The sequence below is a fragment of the Streptomyces sp. NBC_00083 genome (genome assembly GCF_026343295.1).
Classification (GTDB): Bacteria; Actinomycetota; Actinomycetes; order Streptomycetales; family Streptomycetaceae; genus Streptomyces.
Genome location: NZ_JAPELY010000003.1, coordinates 229,881 through 244,148, shown reverse-complemented (window position 1 = coordinate 244,148; position 14,268 = coordinate 229,881). Strand labels below are relative to the sequence as shown.

Sequence of the window (14,268 nt, the reverse complement as noted above, 5' to 3'; positions counted from 1 at the left end):
GCGTCATGCAGTTCGGCCGTACCTATGAAGAGTTCGAAGTCGGCGCCGTCTACAAGCACTGGCCCGGAAAGACGGTCACCGAGTACGACGACCACCTCTTCTGTCTGCTCACCATGAACCACCACCCGCTCCACATGGACACCAACTACGCGGAGAAGACGACCGACTTCGGCAAGAACGTCGTCGTGGGCAACTACATCTACTCGCTGCTGCTCGGCATGAGCGTGCCGGACGTCTCCGGCAAGGCGATCGCCAACCTGGAGGTCGAGTCGCTCAAGCACGTGGCGCCGACCTTCCACGGCGACACGATCTACGGCGAGACGACGGTGCTCGACAAGACGCCGTCGAAGTCGAAGAGCGACCGCGGGATCGTGTACGTGGAGACCAAGGGCTACAAGCAGGACGGCACCCTGGTCTGCGTCTTCCGCCGCAAGGTGATGGTGCCGACCGAGACGTACATCAAGGAGCGCGGCGGGGAGCAGCCCGGCCGCCCCGAGCTGGTCGAGCCCGTCAGGAAGACCGCCCCGAAGACCGCCGAGAAGTCGGAGAAGTAGCCATGGCCCGTCTCGCGCAGACCGCCGGTCTGACCGACGTCCAGCAGGAAATCCTGTCCACCGTACGGGACTTCGTCGACAAGGAGATCATTCCGGTCGCGACCCAGCTGGAGCACAAGGACGAGTACCCGACGCAGATCGTCGAGGGGCTCAAGGAGTTGGGCCTGTTCGGCCTGATGATCCCCGAGGAGTACGGCGGTCTCGGGGAGTCGCTGCTCACCTACGCGCTGTGCGTGGAGGAGATAGCGCGTGGCTGGATGTCGGTGTCCGGCATCATCAACACGCACTTCATCGTGGCGTACATGCTCAAGCAGCACGGCACGCAGGAGCAGAAGGACACCTTCCTGCCGCGGATGGCGCTCGGCGAGGTGCGCGGCGCGTTCTCCATGTCGGAGCCGGCGCTCGGCTCGGACGTGTCGGCGATCACGTCGAAGGGCGTCAAGGACGGCGAGGAGTACGTCCTCAACGGCCAGAAGATGTGGCTGACCAACGGCGGAACGTCGTCCTTGGTGGCCGTTCTGTGCCGGAGTGACGAAGGACACTCCCCTTCCGAGGTGGCCGCCGCGCCGCACAAGTCGATGACGACCTTCCTGGTGGAGAAGGAGCCCGGCTTCGGCGAGGTCCGGCCCGGCCTGACCATCCCCGGCAAGATCGACAAGATGGGTTACAAGGGCGTCGACACGACCGAACTCATCATGGACGGGCTGCGCATTCCGGCCAATCGGGTTCTCGGCGGGGTCACCGGCCGAGGGTTTTACCAAATGATGGACGGAGTGGAGGTCGGGCGCGTCAACGTCGCGGCCCGTGGCTGTGGAGTCGCTCAGCGTGCATTTGAGTTGGGTGTCTCCTATGCCCAGCAACGGCACACTTTCGGAAAGCCGATCGCCCAGCACCAGGCCATCCAGTTCAAGCTGGCCGAGATGGCTACCAAGGTCGAAGCCGCCCATGCGATGATGGTCAATGCAGCACGCAAAAAGGACTCCGGGGAACGAAACGACCTCGAAGCAGGGATGGCGAAGTACCTCGCCTCCGAGTACTGCAAGGAGGTGGTGGAAGACGCGTTCCGCATTCACGGCGGTTACGGCTTCTCCAAGGAGTACGAGATCGAGCGCCTGTACCGCGAGGCGCCGATGCTGCTCATCGGTGAAGGTACCGCCGAGATCCAGAAAATGATCATTGGGCGCCGACTCCTTGAGGAGTACCGGTTCCAGGGTTGATTGTCGCTTTTGAGTCGGTATGGCCGCGAAGAACATCACACCCTGTCATCGCCTTCCGGCCGCCGACTCGGCTTCTGGCTTGCCCAGTTGCGGCTCGCAACCGATACCATCGACGGTAAACCTGCCGCCGTCCCCCGTTGCCAGCGCGGCATCATCCGCTACGAAGGTCATCCATGCCCCACAGCCAAACCTCTGCACCACGCGACGGTTTCCTCAAGGGACGCCTTGCTCGCGGAGCATCGCCGTGGCTTCTGCCGACCGTCGCCACCGCAGCCATCAGCCTCGCCCGCTCGCGCCGCTCCAAGGGCGCCGCGATCGTGGCGGTGCCCACCACCGCGCTCGCGGCGGGCATGCTGTGGTTCTTCCGCGACCCCGAGCGTGAGATCACGCAGGGGCGGGTCATCTCCCCCGCCGACGGTGTGGTGCAGAGCATCATGCCGTGGAAGGACGGGCGTACCCGCGTCGCGATCTTCATGAGCCCGTTGAACGTCCACGTCAACCGCGCGCCCCTCGCGGGCACGGTGACCTCGGTGGAGCACATCCCCGGTGGCTACGTTCCGGCGTTCAACAAGGAGAGCGAGAACAACGAGCGCGTCGTCTGGCACTTCGACACCGAACTCGGTGACATCGAGATGATCCAGATCGCCGGCGCCGTCGCGCGCCGCATCGTGCCGTACGTGCCGCAGGGCACCAAGGTCGAGCAGGGCGAGCGCATCGGCCTGATCCGCTTCGGCTCGCGGGTCGACATCTACCTCCCCGAGGGTGTCGAGGTCGCGGTCGAGGTCGGGCAGGCGACCACGGCGGGGGTGACTCGAATTGACCGTGATTGATCCCGAGACGCAGGCCGGCTGGGTCCCCGAGGCGGAGTCCGAGGACGACGTCGAGGAAATGCCCCTGTCGCTGCGCCTGTCGATAGCGGACACGCTCACCCTCGGCAACGCCACGTGCGGATTCATGGCGGTGTACTTCACCACCACGGGCATCCTCATCCCGCACCTCTCCGGCAGCCAGGAGACCGGCATGGCGCGGCACTCCGCCGCGACCGCCGTGATCCTGATGCTGCTCGCCGCGATCTTCGACCTCTGCGACGGTCTGGTCGCGCGCAAGCTGCGCAGCTCCCCGATGGGCGCCGAGCTGGACAACCTCTCGGACCTCATCAGCTTCGGGCTCGCCCCGGCCTACTTCGTGCTCGTGTACGGGATGGTCGCGGACGACGCCCACCAGCGGGTGGCCGCGGTGGCGGCGATCACGGTGCTGCTGGCGGTGGTGCTGAGACTGGCGCGCTTCTCTTGCGTGACGATGAAGGACGGCATGTTCCAGGGCATGCCGAGCCCCTTCGGCGCGCTCACCGTGGTCTCGATCGTGCTCCTCGAGCTTCCGTTCGTGCCGACGCTGCTCGCCGTCATAGGAGTCGCCTGGCTGATGGTGAGCCGGGTCGAGTACCCGAAGCCGCGGGGCATCCTCGCGGTGGCGATGCTCAGCTGGATCATCGGTGCGATGGGGCTGCTCGCGGCCTGGGCGTTCGACGCGCCCGGCGGTCAGATGCTGCTCCAGACCGGCTGCGCGCTGCAGATCGTCCTGGCCGCCACGATCCCCCTCTTCGCGACGGCCCGCCGGGTGAACACGTTCCGCGACAACCGCCGCGAGGCTCGGGCGGCGCAGCTGCCGTAGTTCCTCACGGCGCTGGACTTGAAAAGGGGCCCCGGGTTCATGAACCCGGGGCCCCTTTCGCGATCCCGCGGCGGGGATTTCCAGCCGGGTGCGGGGCCGGGGGCGCTTCCCGCGCAGTTCCGCCGGGTGCCGGTTGTGGGCGCTTCCCGCGCAGTTCCCCGCGCCCCTGGCTGGGTCGGTACGGGGCTGCGCCCGATGCCTCGGTCCGGGTCGCTGCTGCGCGTCCGCCGGGTGCCGGTCGTGGGCGCTTCCCGCGCAGTTCCCCGCGCCCCTGGCTGGGTCGGTACGGGGCTGCGCCCGATGCCTCGGTCCGGGTCGCTGCTGCGCGTCCGCCGGGTGCCGGTCGTGGTCGCCTCCCGCGCAGTTCCCCGCGCCCCTGGCTGGGTCGGTACGGGCCTGCGCCCGATGCCTCGGGCCGGGTCGCTGCTGCGCGTCCGCCGGGTGCCGGTCGTGGGCGCTTCCCGCGCAGTTCCCCGCGCCCCTGGCGGGGTCGGGGCGTGGCCGGGATTCGCAGTGGGGCACGCGCGGCATAGTCAGCCCGTCCGGCGATTGAGGACGAGCGCCGTTCAGGCGCGGGCGGGGGTGCGGGGGCGCAGCCCCCGCTGGGGGAAGCGGGTCAGTGGGCGTTCTCCGTGGGGCGGAGGTCGCTCGGGATCTTCGCCCATGCCAGTACCGCCGCGGCCAGCGGCAACGCGGCCGCGAGGAGGAACGTCGGGGTCATGCCCGCCGTGAAGGCCGACGAGGCCTTCTCCAGGAGCAGGGCGCCGGCCGGCCCGCCGAGCGAGGACGCCACGTGGGCCGCCTCGCCCACCGAGTCGCGTACGGAGGCGGTGGCCGCCCCGTCCAGGCCGAGCTGCGGCAGGTGGGCGCGGTACAGGGCCGCCGCGACACTGCCGAGGATGGCCACGCCCATCGCCGCGCCCAGCTCGTAGCAGGTCTCCTCGACGGCCGCCGCGCCGCTCACGTGCTCCTTGGGTGCGGAGGCCATCAGGGTGACGGACGCCGCGGTGGTGGCGATGCCGACGCCGCAGCCGAGCACGCCGAGCGCCACGGCGACCCCGGGGTAGGCCAGCGGCCCGGACTGCTGGAACAGCCACGGCAGCGCGAGCCCCCCGGTCATCAGGAGCAGACCGCCGCCGATGACGTGCCGGATCGGCAGCCGGTGCATCAGGACCGGAGTGACCAGCGAGGTGACGACCAGGCCGAGCGGCGCCGGAAGCAGCCGGACACCGGCCTCCAGGGGGCTGTAGCCCTGGCCGTACTGGAACCACTGGGTGACCAGGAACAGCGCCGAGCCGAGGGCGATCATCCCGAGGAAGATCGACGCCGCGGCGATGCTGAAGGAGCGGTTGGTGAAGAGCCGGACATGGAAGAGCGGCTGGGCCAGGCGCAGCTGGCGGCGGACGAAGACCGTCAGCGCGACCGCGGCCACCGCGAGGAGCACCCAGGCGACCGGGTCGGCGGGGCCGCCCTTGCCGAGCTGCTTGATCCCGCCGGCCAGGGCGAGCATGCCGACGACGGACTGGCCCACGCCCCACCAGTCCCAGCGGCCCTCGCGGGGCTGACGGGACTCGGGCAGGATCCAGGCGCCGAGGGCGATGATCATCAGGGCGACCGGTACGTTGACCAGGAACGCGGACTGCCAGCCGTTCTGCTCGACGAGCAGTCCGCCGACGACCGGGCCGAGCGCCATTCCGCCGCCGAAGACCGCGGCCCACACGGCGTAGGCGAGGGCGCGTTCGCGGGCGTCGGTGAAGACGTCGCGCAGGATCGACAGGGTCGACGGCATGATCGCCGCGCCGCCGACGCCGAGCAGCGCGCGGGCGGCGATGACCTGCCAGGCCTCGGTCGCGAAGACCGCCATCAGGGAGGCGAGCGCGAAGATCGCGAAGCCGGCGAGCAGCAGCCGCTTGCGTCCCCAGCGGTCGCCGAGCGCCCCGGCCGTCACCAGCAGGCCGGAGAGCGCGAGCGCGTACACGTCGATGATCCACAGCTGCTGTACGGAGCTGGGCTGAAGGTCGCTCACCAGCGAGGGGAAGGCCACGTTGAGGATCGTGGTGTCCATCGCGATCAGCAGCAGGCTGCCGGAAAGGATCGCGAGGACGACCCAGCGCCGGGGATCGAGGGGCGGCGTCATGAAACACTCCAGTATCGAATGAGACGTTAGTGTCTCACACGGGATACAGGTGTGCACGTTGGCGCGTGGGGGTCACGCCTTGGCCCGTACAGGCGTAGACGTCGGCGCGTGCGCGGGCCTCGCGCTCACGTCCAGGAAACGACAGAACGGCCCCCCTCGCGCGGTGCGAGGGGGGCCGTCGCCGGCTGGGGTGTGCGGTGTCCGCGGAGCTAGCGCAGGAAGTCGCCCGCGATGTTCTGCGCGACCTGTTCGAGCAGCGGGCCCGCGTTGGCCATGCAGCGGGCCGGGTCGGGCTCCAGGTCGGTGAGTGCGTAGGCGCGCCGGATGCCCGCCTCGCCGAGCTGGCCCGGCTGGAGCAGCAGACGGCCGCAGACCGCGACGACCTCGATGCCGGCCGCGCGGGCCGCCGCGGCGACGCCCGCCGGGGCCTTGCCGTGCAGGGTCTGCTCGTCGAGCGAGCCCTCGCCGGTGATGACCAGGGTGGCCCCGGCAAGCGCCGGCGCGAAGCCGAGCACATCGAGCATGACCTCGATGCCGGGCCGGAACGTGGCGTCGAGCGCGACGAGCGCGCCGTAGCCGATGCCGCCGGCCGCGCCGGCGCCCGGAGCGAGCGCGGCCTCGGCCGCCTTCGCGCCGAGCACGCCTTCGAGGACCTTGGCGAAGTGGGCCAGGGCCGCGTCCAGGCTCGCCACGTCCGCGGGCGATGCGCCCTTCTGCGGGCCGTAGATCGCCGGGGCTCCCTTGGGGCCGGTCAGCGGGTTGTCGACATCGCTGGCGAGGACGAGCTCGACGTCCTTGAAGCGGGCGTCGAGGCCCGAGAAGTCGGCCGTCGCGAGCTCGGCGAGCGCACCGCCGCCGGGGCCGACGGGCTCGCCCGCGGCGTCCAGGAAGCGGGCGCCGAGCGCGGCCAGCATCCCGGCCCCGCCGTCGGTGGTCGCGCTGCCGCCCACGCCGAACACGATGGTCCGGGCCCCCGCGTCCAGGGCGGCGAGCAGCAGCTCCCCGGACCCGTACGTGGTGGCCGTGGTCGCCGCGAACACGCCGTCGGGGAGGTGCTGGAGCCCGGAGGCCTCCGCCATCTCGACCACGGCCACGCCGTCGCGCACCGCGTACGCGGCGGTCACCGGGGTGCCGAGCGGTCCGGTGACCCGCGCCTCGCGGCGCTCGAACCCGGCCGCCACCGCGGCCGCGACCGTGCCGTCGCCGCCGTCGGCCACCGGCAGGGTGTCCACCCGCAGATCCGGGACGACCCGCCGCAGCCCAGCCGTCACCCGCTCGGCGACCTCTACGGCCGTGAGTGAGCCCTTGAACTTGTCCGCCGCTACGAGTACGCGGGCGGTCTCCAAAACTGCGCCGTCCGTCACCTTGCTATCCCTTGCTTTCGAACAGGCAGTCGCGCCGCTTCAGACCCTATCCGCCCGGCGCGCGCCTGCCCATAGCTGCCCGGACCCATGGGCGGCGCGCCACCCTGCTAAATGGTCACATTCACCACCATAGTGGGGCGCCATGAGCATGGATTCGATCGATCATTCCGGCTCCGGTGCCCCGCCGGACGAGCCGCTCGGCGACCTCGACCCCTCCCCCGACCGCACCGTGATCACCATCGGTGTGCTCGCGGTGGCGGCCGCCGTCGCCTGGGCGGCCCTGGGCAAGAGCTCCTTCGACAGCGCCTCGTCGACCGCGCTCACCTGGGTCCTGTCCAACTTCGGATGGCTCTTCGTGGTCGCCGCCGACACCTTCCTCGTGCTGTGCGTGGTCCTCGCGATCAGCCGGTACGGACGGATCAGGCTGGGCGCCGACGACTCCGAGCCGGAGTTCACCAATCTGGCGTGGATCGCGATGATGTTCAGCGCCGGCATGGGCATCGGCCTGATGTTCTACGGGGTCGGCGAACCGCTCACCCACTTCCTCAGCCCGCCGCCCGCCACCGGCGCCCTGCCCGGCACGGGCAACGCCGCCCGCACGGCCCTGGAGTACTCCTTCTTCCACTGGACGCTCACCCCCTGGGCGATCTACGGCATCGCCGGGCTCGCGCTGGCCTACGCGGGCTTCCGCAAGGGGCGCGGCAACCGGCTGTCCTCCGCGTTCGTACCGCTCATCGGCGCACGGCGGGCCGAGGGACCGGCCGGCAAGTGCATCGACCTGCTGGCCGTCTTCGCGACGGTTTTCGGCACCGCGACCAGCCTGGGCCTCGGGGCGCTCCAGGTGGCCGAGGGGCTCGACATCACCTCGGGCATCGACAACTCCCGGACCAGCCAGCTCGTCATCATCGCCTCGCTCTCGGCGGCCTTCGTGCTCTCCGCGTTCTCGGGCCTGCACAAGGGCGTGAAGTGGCTGTCCACCCTCAACATCGTGCTCGCCGCGGTACTGATGCTCTTCGTCTTCCTGCTCGGCCCGACCGTGTACGTCCTGGACACGATCCCGGCCTCGGTCGGCGGCTACCTGCACGATCTGCTGCCCATGGCGAGCCGCACCGGCGCCTTCACGGACCGCGCGTGGCTGGGCGCCTGGACCATCTTCTACTGGGCGTGGTGGCTCTCCTGGGCGCCGTTCGTCGGCACCTTCATCGCCCGGATCTCGCGGGGCCGCACGATCCGCGAGTTCCTCGTCGGGGTGCTGCTCGTGCCGAGCGGAGCGACCGTCATCTGGTTCTGCGTCATGGGCGGCACGGCGATCCGGCTCGAAGCCACCGGCGCGGCCGACCTCGCCGGCACGGTGAAGGACGGCGCCGAGGCCTCGCTCTTCGCGATGCTGGACGCCCTGCCCATCGGCACGGTCACCTCGTACATCGCGATGGTCCTGGTCATGACCTACTTCATCACCAGCGCCGACTCGGCGTCCCTGGTCATGGGCTCGCTCACCAGCCGGGGCTCGCTGCACCCCCCGACGTGGCTCGTCGTGATGTGGGGCGTCCTGATGGCGGCGGTCGCCGCGGTCCTGCTCGTCGCGGGCGGACTCAAGTCCCTCCAGACGGCGACGATCCTGGTGGCGCTCCCCTTCGTCCTCGTGATGCTGGGCCTGTGCTGGTCGCTGGTGAAGGAGCTGCGCGAGGACCCCGGCGCGGGCCCCTCGCGCCACGGCGCGCTGCACGGGCTGCGCGACGCGGTACGGGCGATGGTGGGCGACGCGATCACCGAGCAGGGCGCGGCGCGCCACCACCGGCTGCGCCGTGCCGCCAAGTCCCGTACGGGAGAGGACAGTTCGGGCTGATGTCGGCTCACATTCCCAACGAGCTTCGCAGGAAGCCCAGTTCGTGCCGGAGCAGGGTGTCGGCGACGCCTTCTCCGGTCACCATGTGGCCCACTCCCGGCAGCAGCAGCACACTGTGGGGCCGCCCCGCGGCGAGCAGCTCGGCCGACAGACGCAGTGTGTGTGCCGGGGCCACATTCTCGTCGGCGAGTCCGTGTACGAGCAGCAGGGGGCGGGCCGGGTTCCGGGCGAGAGGCAGTAGGGAGCTGCGCTCGTAGCCGAGCGGTTCGAGGTCCGGGTGGCCGAGGAAGCGCTCCTCCCAGTACGTGTCGTACAGGCGCCGGTCGGTCGGCGGCGCCCCCGCGACCGCCGCGTGGAACACGTCGGGGCGGCGCAGCACGGCGCCGGCGGCGAGATAGCCGCTGAACGACCAGCCGCGGATGCCGACACGCGCCAGGTCCAGCGCGCCGCACTGTTCGGCGGCGGCGCGCAGCCCGTCGATCTGGTCGTCGAGGACGGGGCCGAGCCGGTCCCCCACGACGGCCCGCTGCCACCGCACCCCGCGCCCGGGGGTGCCCCGACCGTCGATGGCCAGCACGGCGAAGCCGTGCTCGGCGAACCACTGGCACACCGCCGCATGCCAGCCGTCCCCCTTCGTCACGAGTTGCAGGCCGGGCCCCGCGTACGGGCTGAGCAGCACCGGCAGCTTCGGCCGGCCCGGCTCGTACCAGGACGGCAGGTGCAACCGGGTACGCAACTGCCGCTCCCCCAGCGCCAGACGGGCCGGCCGAGGGGTCACCAGGGGCCGCTCCGCCAGGACCGCGAGGGTGCCGACGCGCTCACCGCCGCGGAGCACGGTCAGCGTGTGCCCGTCCGGAGTCCTGCTGTCCACGACGAGGGTGGAGCCGCCGGCCGTGGCGGTGTGCACCCCTGGCTCGTGTGTCAGGCGCTCGAAGCCGCGCCCCGCTTCGTACGCCCAGACATGCGTTTCGGTCGGCTCCTCGGCGGCCGTGAACAGCACCCGCTCGCCCACCGAGCCGAGCACCGAACGGACGTGGAGCCCGGCAGGGGCGAGGACGTCGCCCAGCCGGATCGTGCGTTCGTCGCCCCGCACCTCGGGCAGCACCAGCATGCCCCCGTCGGTGTGCAGGGGAGCGCCCGGCGGATGCTCGACCCAGGCGTCGTCGGTCTGCTGGGCCAGTGTCCCGACCGCGCCGGTCACGGGGTCGGCCCGCAGCACGCGCAGCGTCTTCTGGTCGCGGGTCTGCAGCGCGATCACCGGCCCCGCGCTCTGCCAGCCCGCGCTGACGACGTACTCGAAGCCGAGCCCCCAGCTCCCGGCGGGAGCGTCCCGCGCGCTGGCACGGCCGGGCAACTGTACGGGGGTGTGGGCGCCGGCGACCGTCACCAGGTGCAGCGAGGTGACGGCGTTGGCGGTGCCCGCGGCCGGGTAGGGAATCGGCCGGGGAGCCCGGCCGGGGTCGGCGGGGTCGCTCACATACCGGCGCTCCACTCCGCGGGTGTCGACCCGGGCGACCAGCAGGGCGTCGCTGTCCGGGGACCACCAGTGGCCGCGCGCCCTGCCGATGGACTCCTCCGCGGTGTGATCCGGCAGCCCGTAGGTGATGTCCGTCGTCTCGGGGACGGCGAGCGGGCGGTCTCCCGTCCCGTCGGCACCCACCACGTGCAGGGCGCCTCGGGTGACGTAGGCGATCAGGGTGCCGTCCGGGGAGGGGCGGGGGTCCCGCACCGGCCCGGCGGTGGGGATGCGGCGCGGCGGGCCGCCGCCGTCCGTGCGCGCCGTCCACAGCGAGCCGTCGAAGAGGCAGGCGACCACACGGACTTCGCGGTCGGCCGCGTAGGCCGTCGCGGGCCCGGCGATGATCCGCTCCGTGCCGGCCTCGAACATCCACAGGTGGGCGCGCGGCACAACGCCGGACTCCGACCGGAGGAACAGCACCCGGTCGCCGTCCGGGGAGACGGTGACATCGTGCGGGACTCCGAGCGAGAAGCGGCGGGTGCGGGCGAACTGGCGGGGGAATCCGTCGATGTCCATGATCCTCACTCCATGGGGCGCGGTGGCACGCCATCATCCCGGAGCCCGGATCGGCCGCGCCCGAGCCCCATCGCTCGCCCGTCGGCGAAGGACATCGGCAACGGCGGCCGGGACGTCAACCCCGTGCGCCGGCACGGACGCATGGCGCGCCCGGCGCGCGCCGCACCGCCGGACCGGGGCCCCTACGCTTCTCGGCATGACGACCGACAACCTCACCGCCCCCGCCGACGACTACGCCGCCTACATCGCCGGACTCCCCCGTGTCCTCGCCGGGGCCGCCACGCTGTTCCGGGACGCCGAGGGCAAGGTGCTGATCGTCGAGCCCAACTACCGCAAGGGCTGGGTGCTGCCCGGCGGGACCATCGAGTCGGACACCGGGGAGACCCCGCGCCAGGGGGCGCGCCGCGAGACGCTCGAAGAGATCGGCCTCGATCTGGAGCCGGGCCGGCTCCTCGCGATGGACTGGACGCACGGCCCGGCACGGCCGCCGATCGTCGGTTACGTCTACGACGGCGGCGTCCTGGACGACAGCCGGCTCCGGTCGATCAAGCTCCAGGAGGAGGAACTCATCTCCTGGCGCCTGGCCACCCGCGAGGAACTGCCCGCCTACCTTCCGTCCCCGCTCTGCGGGCGGGTGCTCGCGGCGCTCGACGTCCTGGCACAGGGCCACGGGACGGCGGAGCTGGAGAACGGGCGGCGGGTGGGCTGAGCAACCGAAGCCCCCGTCCCGCACGGGTGATGGGTGACACGGCGCCGGGCGGGCGGCGGACGGTCGCTCCGGGCCGGGCGGCCGGCCCCGGCGGGGCGGGGTCCGGGCCAGGCCGCGCAGGGTCCGGGCCTTCCGGCCGTCCTCAACTCCTGCACGAACTCCCCCTGCTGCACGGCCGGAACGTGCCGTGAAGTTGGATACCCTCTCGGTTGGCTTCGGGGCGTCGGCGTGATGAACCGCCGTAAACAGGGGGACGGATTTCCATGAGTGCACCTTCCAGCGACCTTTTTCAGCCCCTCGGCCCGGACGATCCGGCGGTAGTCGGCGGGTACCGGCTCAGTGCCGTCCTGGGCTCCGGCGGCATGGGCAAGGTGTATCTGACGTACACGCCGGGCGGGCGGCCCATCGCGCTGAAGGTGATCCGGCCGGAGTTCAGCGAGGACCCCGAGTTCCGTCGGCGCTTCCAGCAGGAAGTGCGGGCGGCGCAGCGGGTGCAGGGGCTCTACACCGCGCCGGTCATCGACTTCGACACCGAGGGCGCCCAGCCCTGGCTCGCCACGGCCTACGTGCCGGGCCCCTCCCTCGCGCACGCCGTGAGCGCGCACGGCCGGCTGCCGCTGCGCAGCGTGCTGCTCCTGACCGTCGGGGTCGCCGAGGCGCTGCACGTCATCCATGGCGCGGGCATCGTGCACCGGGACCTGAAGCCCGCGAACGTCCTGCTCGCGTCCGACGGGCCGCGCGTCATCGACTTCGGCATCGCCCGCGCCGCCGACGCCACCTCGCTCACCGGCCACGGCGTGAGTGTGGGCACGCCCGCGTTCATGGCGCCCGAACAGGCCTCCGCCGGTACGGTCACCCCCGGCACCGACATCTTCGCGCTGGGCCAGATCGCGGCGTTCGCGGCGATCGGCGCGCCCGCGTTCGGCGAGGGCTCCTCGCACGCCGTCCTGTACCGCATCGTGCACGAGGACCCCGACCTCGGCGCCCTCCCCGACGAGCTGCGGCCCCTGGTCACGCGGTGCCTGAGCCGGGACCCGGCGGACCGGCCGGCCCTGACCGAGGTCATCCAGATGTGCCACGACCTCTCCCCGGTGCCGCTGCGCCAGGGCGAGGACTGGCTGCCCACGGCGGTGGCCGGGTCCATCACCGAGCGGCTCCAGCTGCCCGCGCCCGCGAAGACCCCGCCGCCGCAGCCCGCCGCGGCCCCGACGCCGACCGAGGTCTCCGCGCCGCCGACCGCGCAGCCGCACCCCACGCCACCGCCGACCGGGCAGGCAGCGCCGCAGTACCCGCCGACCAGTCCGGGGGTGGCCGCCGCCGCGACCCAGCACGCACCCGCCGCACCGCCCCGCGCCCCGATGCCGCCCGGCCCGGCGCCCGCGCAGTACCGGACGCCGCCGCCCGGATATCCCGACCCCGGGTACCAGACCCACCCCGGCTACCAGCCCGGCCCCGGGTACCCGGCACAAGGCGGCCACCGGACGCAGCCGCCCGGGTACGGTCCGGGCCACCCTGGCGCGCCGGCCGCCTACCACCCCGGTCAGCCGCCCGCCGCGCCCCGGCCCAAGCGGACCGGCCTGATCATCGCCGGGTCGCTCGTGGCGGCGGTGATCGCCGTCGTGGTGATCGTGTCCCTGCTGCCGGACGGATCCTCCAACAAGGCCAGGAACAGCGGGAGTTCGGCCGGTGCGAGCTCCAAGCGCTCGACGGCCGCGGGCGGTTCGAGCGACGCGGGACAAAAGCGCACCGACCCCACTCCGGCCTCGTACAAGGGCATCGACCTGACCGCCAACTACCAGCTGATGCTGGCCGACAACCCGCCGCGGCCCGGCTCCGGCGGCGACGCGGGCGTGATGTACAACCACGGCGACCTCTACTTCTACCGCGACTCCCTGTTCGGGGACACCAAGGTCGGCACCGACAACGGCAAGCTGGTCGTCCTCAACAACTCCCAGAAGGGGTCGCTCGCGACGTGCCGCGCGGAGACCCGCTACACCGACAAGATCGGCCTCGACCAGCTCACGGACGGGTCCGAGATCTGCGTCCTGAGCGACGCGGGCCACATCGCGGTGGCGACCTACCGCGGCAAGTCGGGCAGCAACGACCCGAGCGTTTACATCACCCTCGACCTCACGGTCTGGCGCAACGCCGAGGCGCCGAAGAAGAGCGACTAGGGACAGGCGGCCGGGACCCGCGCACACGGGACCCGGTCCGCTCGGCCGGCCCTCAGAACAGCGCGTCCTCCGGCTTGCCGCGCTCGAAGGCGAGCAGGCGCTGCTTGCGGTCGAGGCCGCCGCCGTAGCCGGTCAGGCTGCCGTTCGCGCCGATGACGCGATGGCACGGGACGATGATGCCGACCGGGTTCCTGCCGTTCGCGAGGCCCACCGCGCGAGAGGCCTTCGGGCTGCCGAGCGCTTCGGCGAGTTCGCCGTAGGAGCGGGTCTCTCCGTACGGAATCCTCTGGAGCTCTCGCCAGACGCGCTGCTGGAACGGTGTGCCCAGCATGGCCAAGTCCAGCTCGAACCTGGTGAGTTCACCGGCGAAGTACGCCCGGAGCTGGCGGATCACCTCGGGGAAGGGACCGTCGTCGGCGCGCTCCCCGAAGGTCTCCTGCGGCGGACGGTGGCGCTGGTCCTCCATGGAGAGGCGGCTGAGGACGCCGTCGGCCGCGACGAGGGTGAGCGGGCCGTAGGGGCTGTCGACGACGGTGTGGGTGATGTGCACGGTTGACTTCC

Annotated in this window: 11 protein-coding genes; 7 read left to right on the top strand and 4 right to left on the bottom strand. The window is 71.8% G+C overall.

Annotated features, from left to right (window positions below; genetic code table 11):
* The first annotated feature begins 5 nt into the window (after positions 1-5).
* The 4 genes from OOJ98_RS24985 (at position 6) to pssA (ending at position 3,442) form a co-directional block, all read left to right on the top strand.
* A complete protein-coding gene (locus OOJ98_RS24985; protein ID WP_267058228.1) occupies positions 6-554 on the top strand; it encodes a MaoC family dehydratase in 549 nt (182 codons plus the stop codon).
* A 2-nt stretch (positions 555-556) separates the two neighbouring features.
* A complete protein-coding gene (locus tag OOJ98_RS24980) occupies positions 557-1,771 on the top strand; it encodes an acyl-CoA dehydrogenase family protein (protein WP_267057264.1) in 1,215 nt (404 codons plus the stop codon).
* A gap of 173 nt (positions 1,772-1,944) precedes the next feature.
* Positions 1,945-2,601 carry a phosphatidylserine decarboxylase gene (locus OOJ98_RS24975; RefSeq protein WP_267057263.1) on the top strand — a complete coding sequence of 219 codons (657 nt, stop codon included), beginning with the start codon at positions 1,945-1,947 and terminating at the stop codon, positions 2,599-2,601.
* Positions 2,588-3,442, top strand: coding sequence for a CDP-diacylglycerol--serine O-phosphatidyltransferase (pssA, locus tag OOJ98_RS24970; RefSeq protein WP_189389371.1), 855 nt, complete (start codon positions 2,588-2,590; stop codon positions 3,440-3,442). The genes OOJ98_RS24975 and pssA overlap by 14 nt, the downstream gene beginning before the upstream one ends.
* A 616-nt stretch (positions 3,443-4,058) precedes the next feature.
* On the opposite strand, the gene OOJ98_RS24965 is transcribed toward pssA, so the two are convergent.
* Positions 4,059-5,579: an MFS transporter gene (locus tag OOJ98_RS24965; protein WP_267057262.1), complete on the bottom strand. Its 1,521-nt coding sequence runs from the start codon at positions 5,577-5,579 to the stop codon at positions 4,059-4,061.
* A 209-nt stretch (positions 5,580-5,788) separates the two neighbouring features.
* Complete coding sequence (locus OOJ98_RS24960; RefSeq protein WP_267057261.1) at positions 5,789-6,943, bottom strand: glycerate kinase; 1,155 nt, start codon at positions 6,941-6,943, stop codon at positions 5,789-5,791.
* Between the two features lie 142 nt (positions 6,944-7,085).
* On the opposite strand from OOJ98_RS24960, the gene OOJ98_RS24955 reads away from it, so the two are divergent.
* Positions 7,086-8,789, top strand: coding sequence for a BCCT family transporter (locus OOJ98_RS24955; protein ID WP_267057260.1), 1,704 nt, complete (start codon positions 7,086-7,088; stop codon positions 8,787-8,789).
* A gap of 7 nt (positions 8,790-8,796) precedes the next feature.
* On the opposite strand, the gene OOJ98_RS24950 is transcribed toward OOJ98_RS24955, so the two are convergent.
* Positions 8,797-10,824 (bottom strand): prolyl oligopeptidase family serine peptidase, encoded by a 2,028-nt coding sequence (locus tag OOJ98_RS24950; protein WP_267057259.1) that lies wholly within the window; start codon positions 10,822-10,824, stop codon positions 8,797-8,799.
* Between the two features lie 196 nt (positions 10,825-11,020).
* Between OOJ98_RS24950 and OOJ98_RS24945 the strand changes: the two genes are divergently transcribed.
* Positions 11,021-11,533, top strand: a complete 513-nt coding sequence (locus OOJ98_RS24945; RefSeq protein WP_267057258.1) for an NUDIX hydrolase — start codon at positions 11,021-11,023, stop codon at positions 11,531-11,533.
* Between the two features lie 263 nt (positions 11,534-11,796).
* Positions 11,797-13,707 (top strand): serine/threonine-protein kinase, encoded by a 1,911-nt coding sequence (locus OOJ98_RS24940; RefSeq protein WP_267057257.1) that lies wholly within the window; start codon positions 11,797-11,799, stop codon positions 13,705-13,707.
* A gap of 52 nt (positions 13,708-13,759) precedes the next feature.
* On the opposite strand, the gene OOJ98_RS24935 is transcribed toward OOJ98_RS24940, so the two are convergent.
* Entirely contained in the window at positions 13,760-14,257 is a 498-nt protein-coding gene (locus tag OOJ98_RS24935) for a methylated-DNA--[protein]-cysteine S-methyltransferase (RefSeq protein ID WP_267057256.1), read from the bottom strand.
* Positions 14,258-14,268 lie beyond the last annotated feature (11 nt).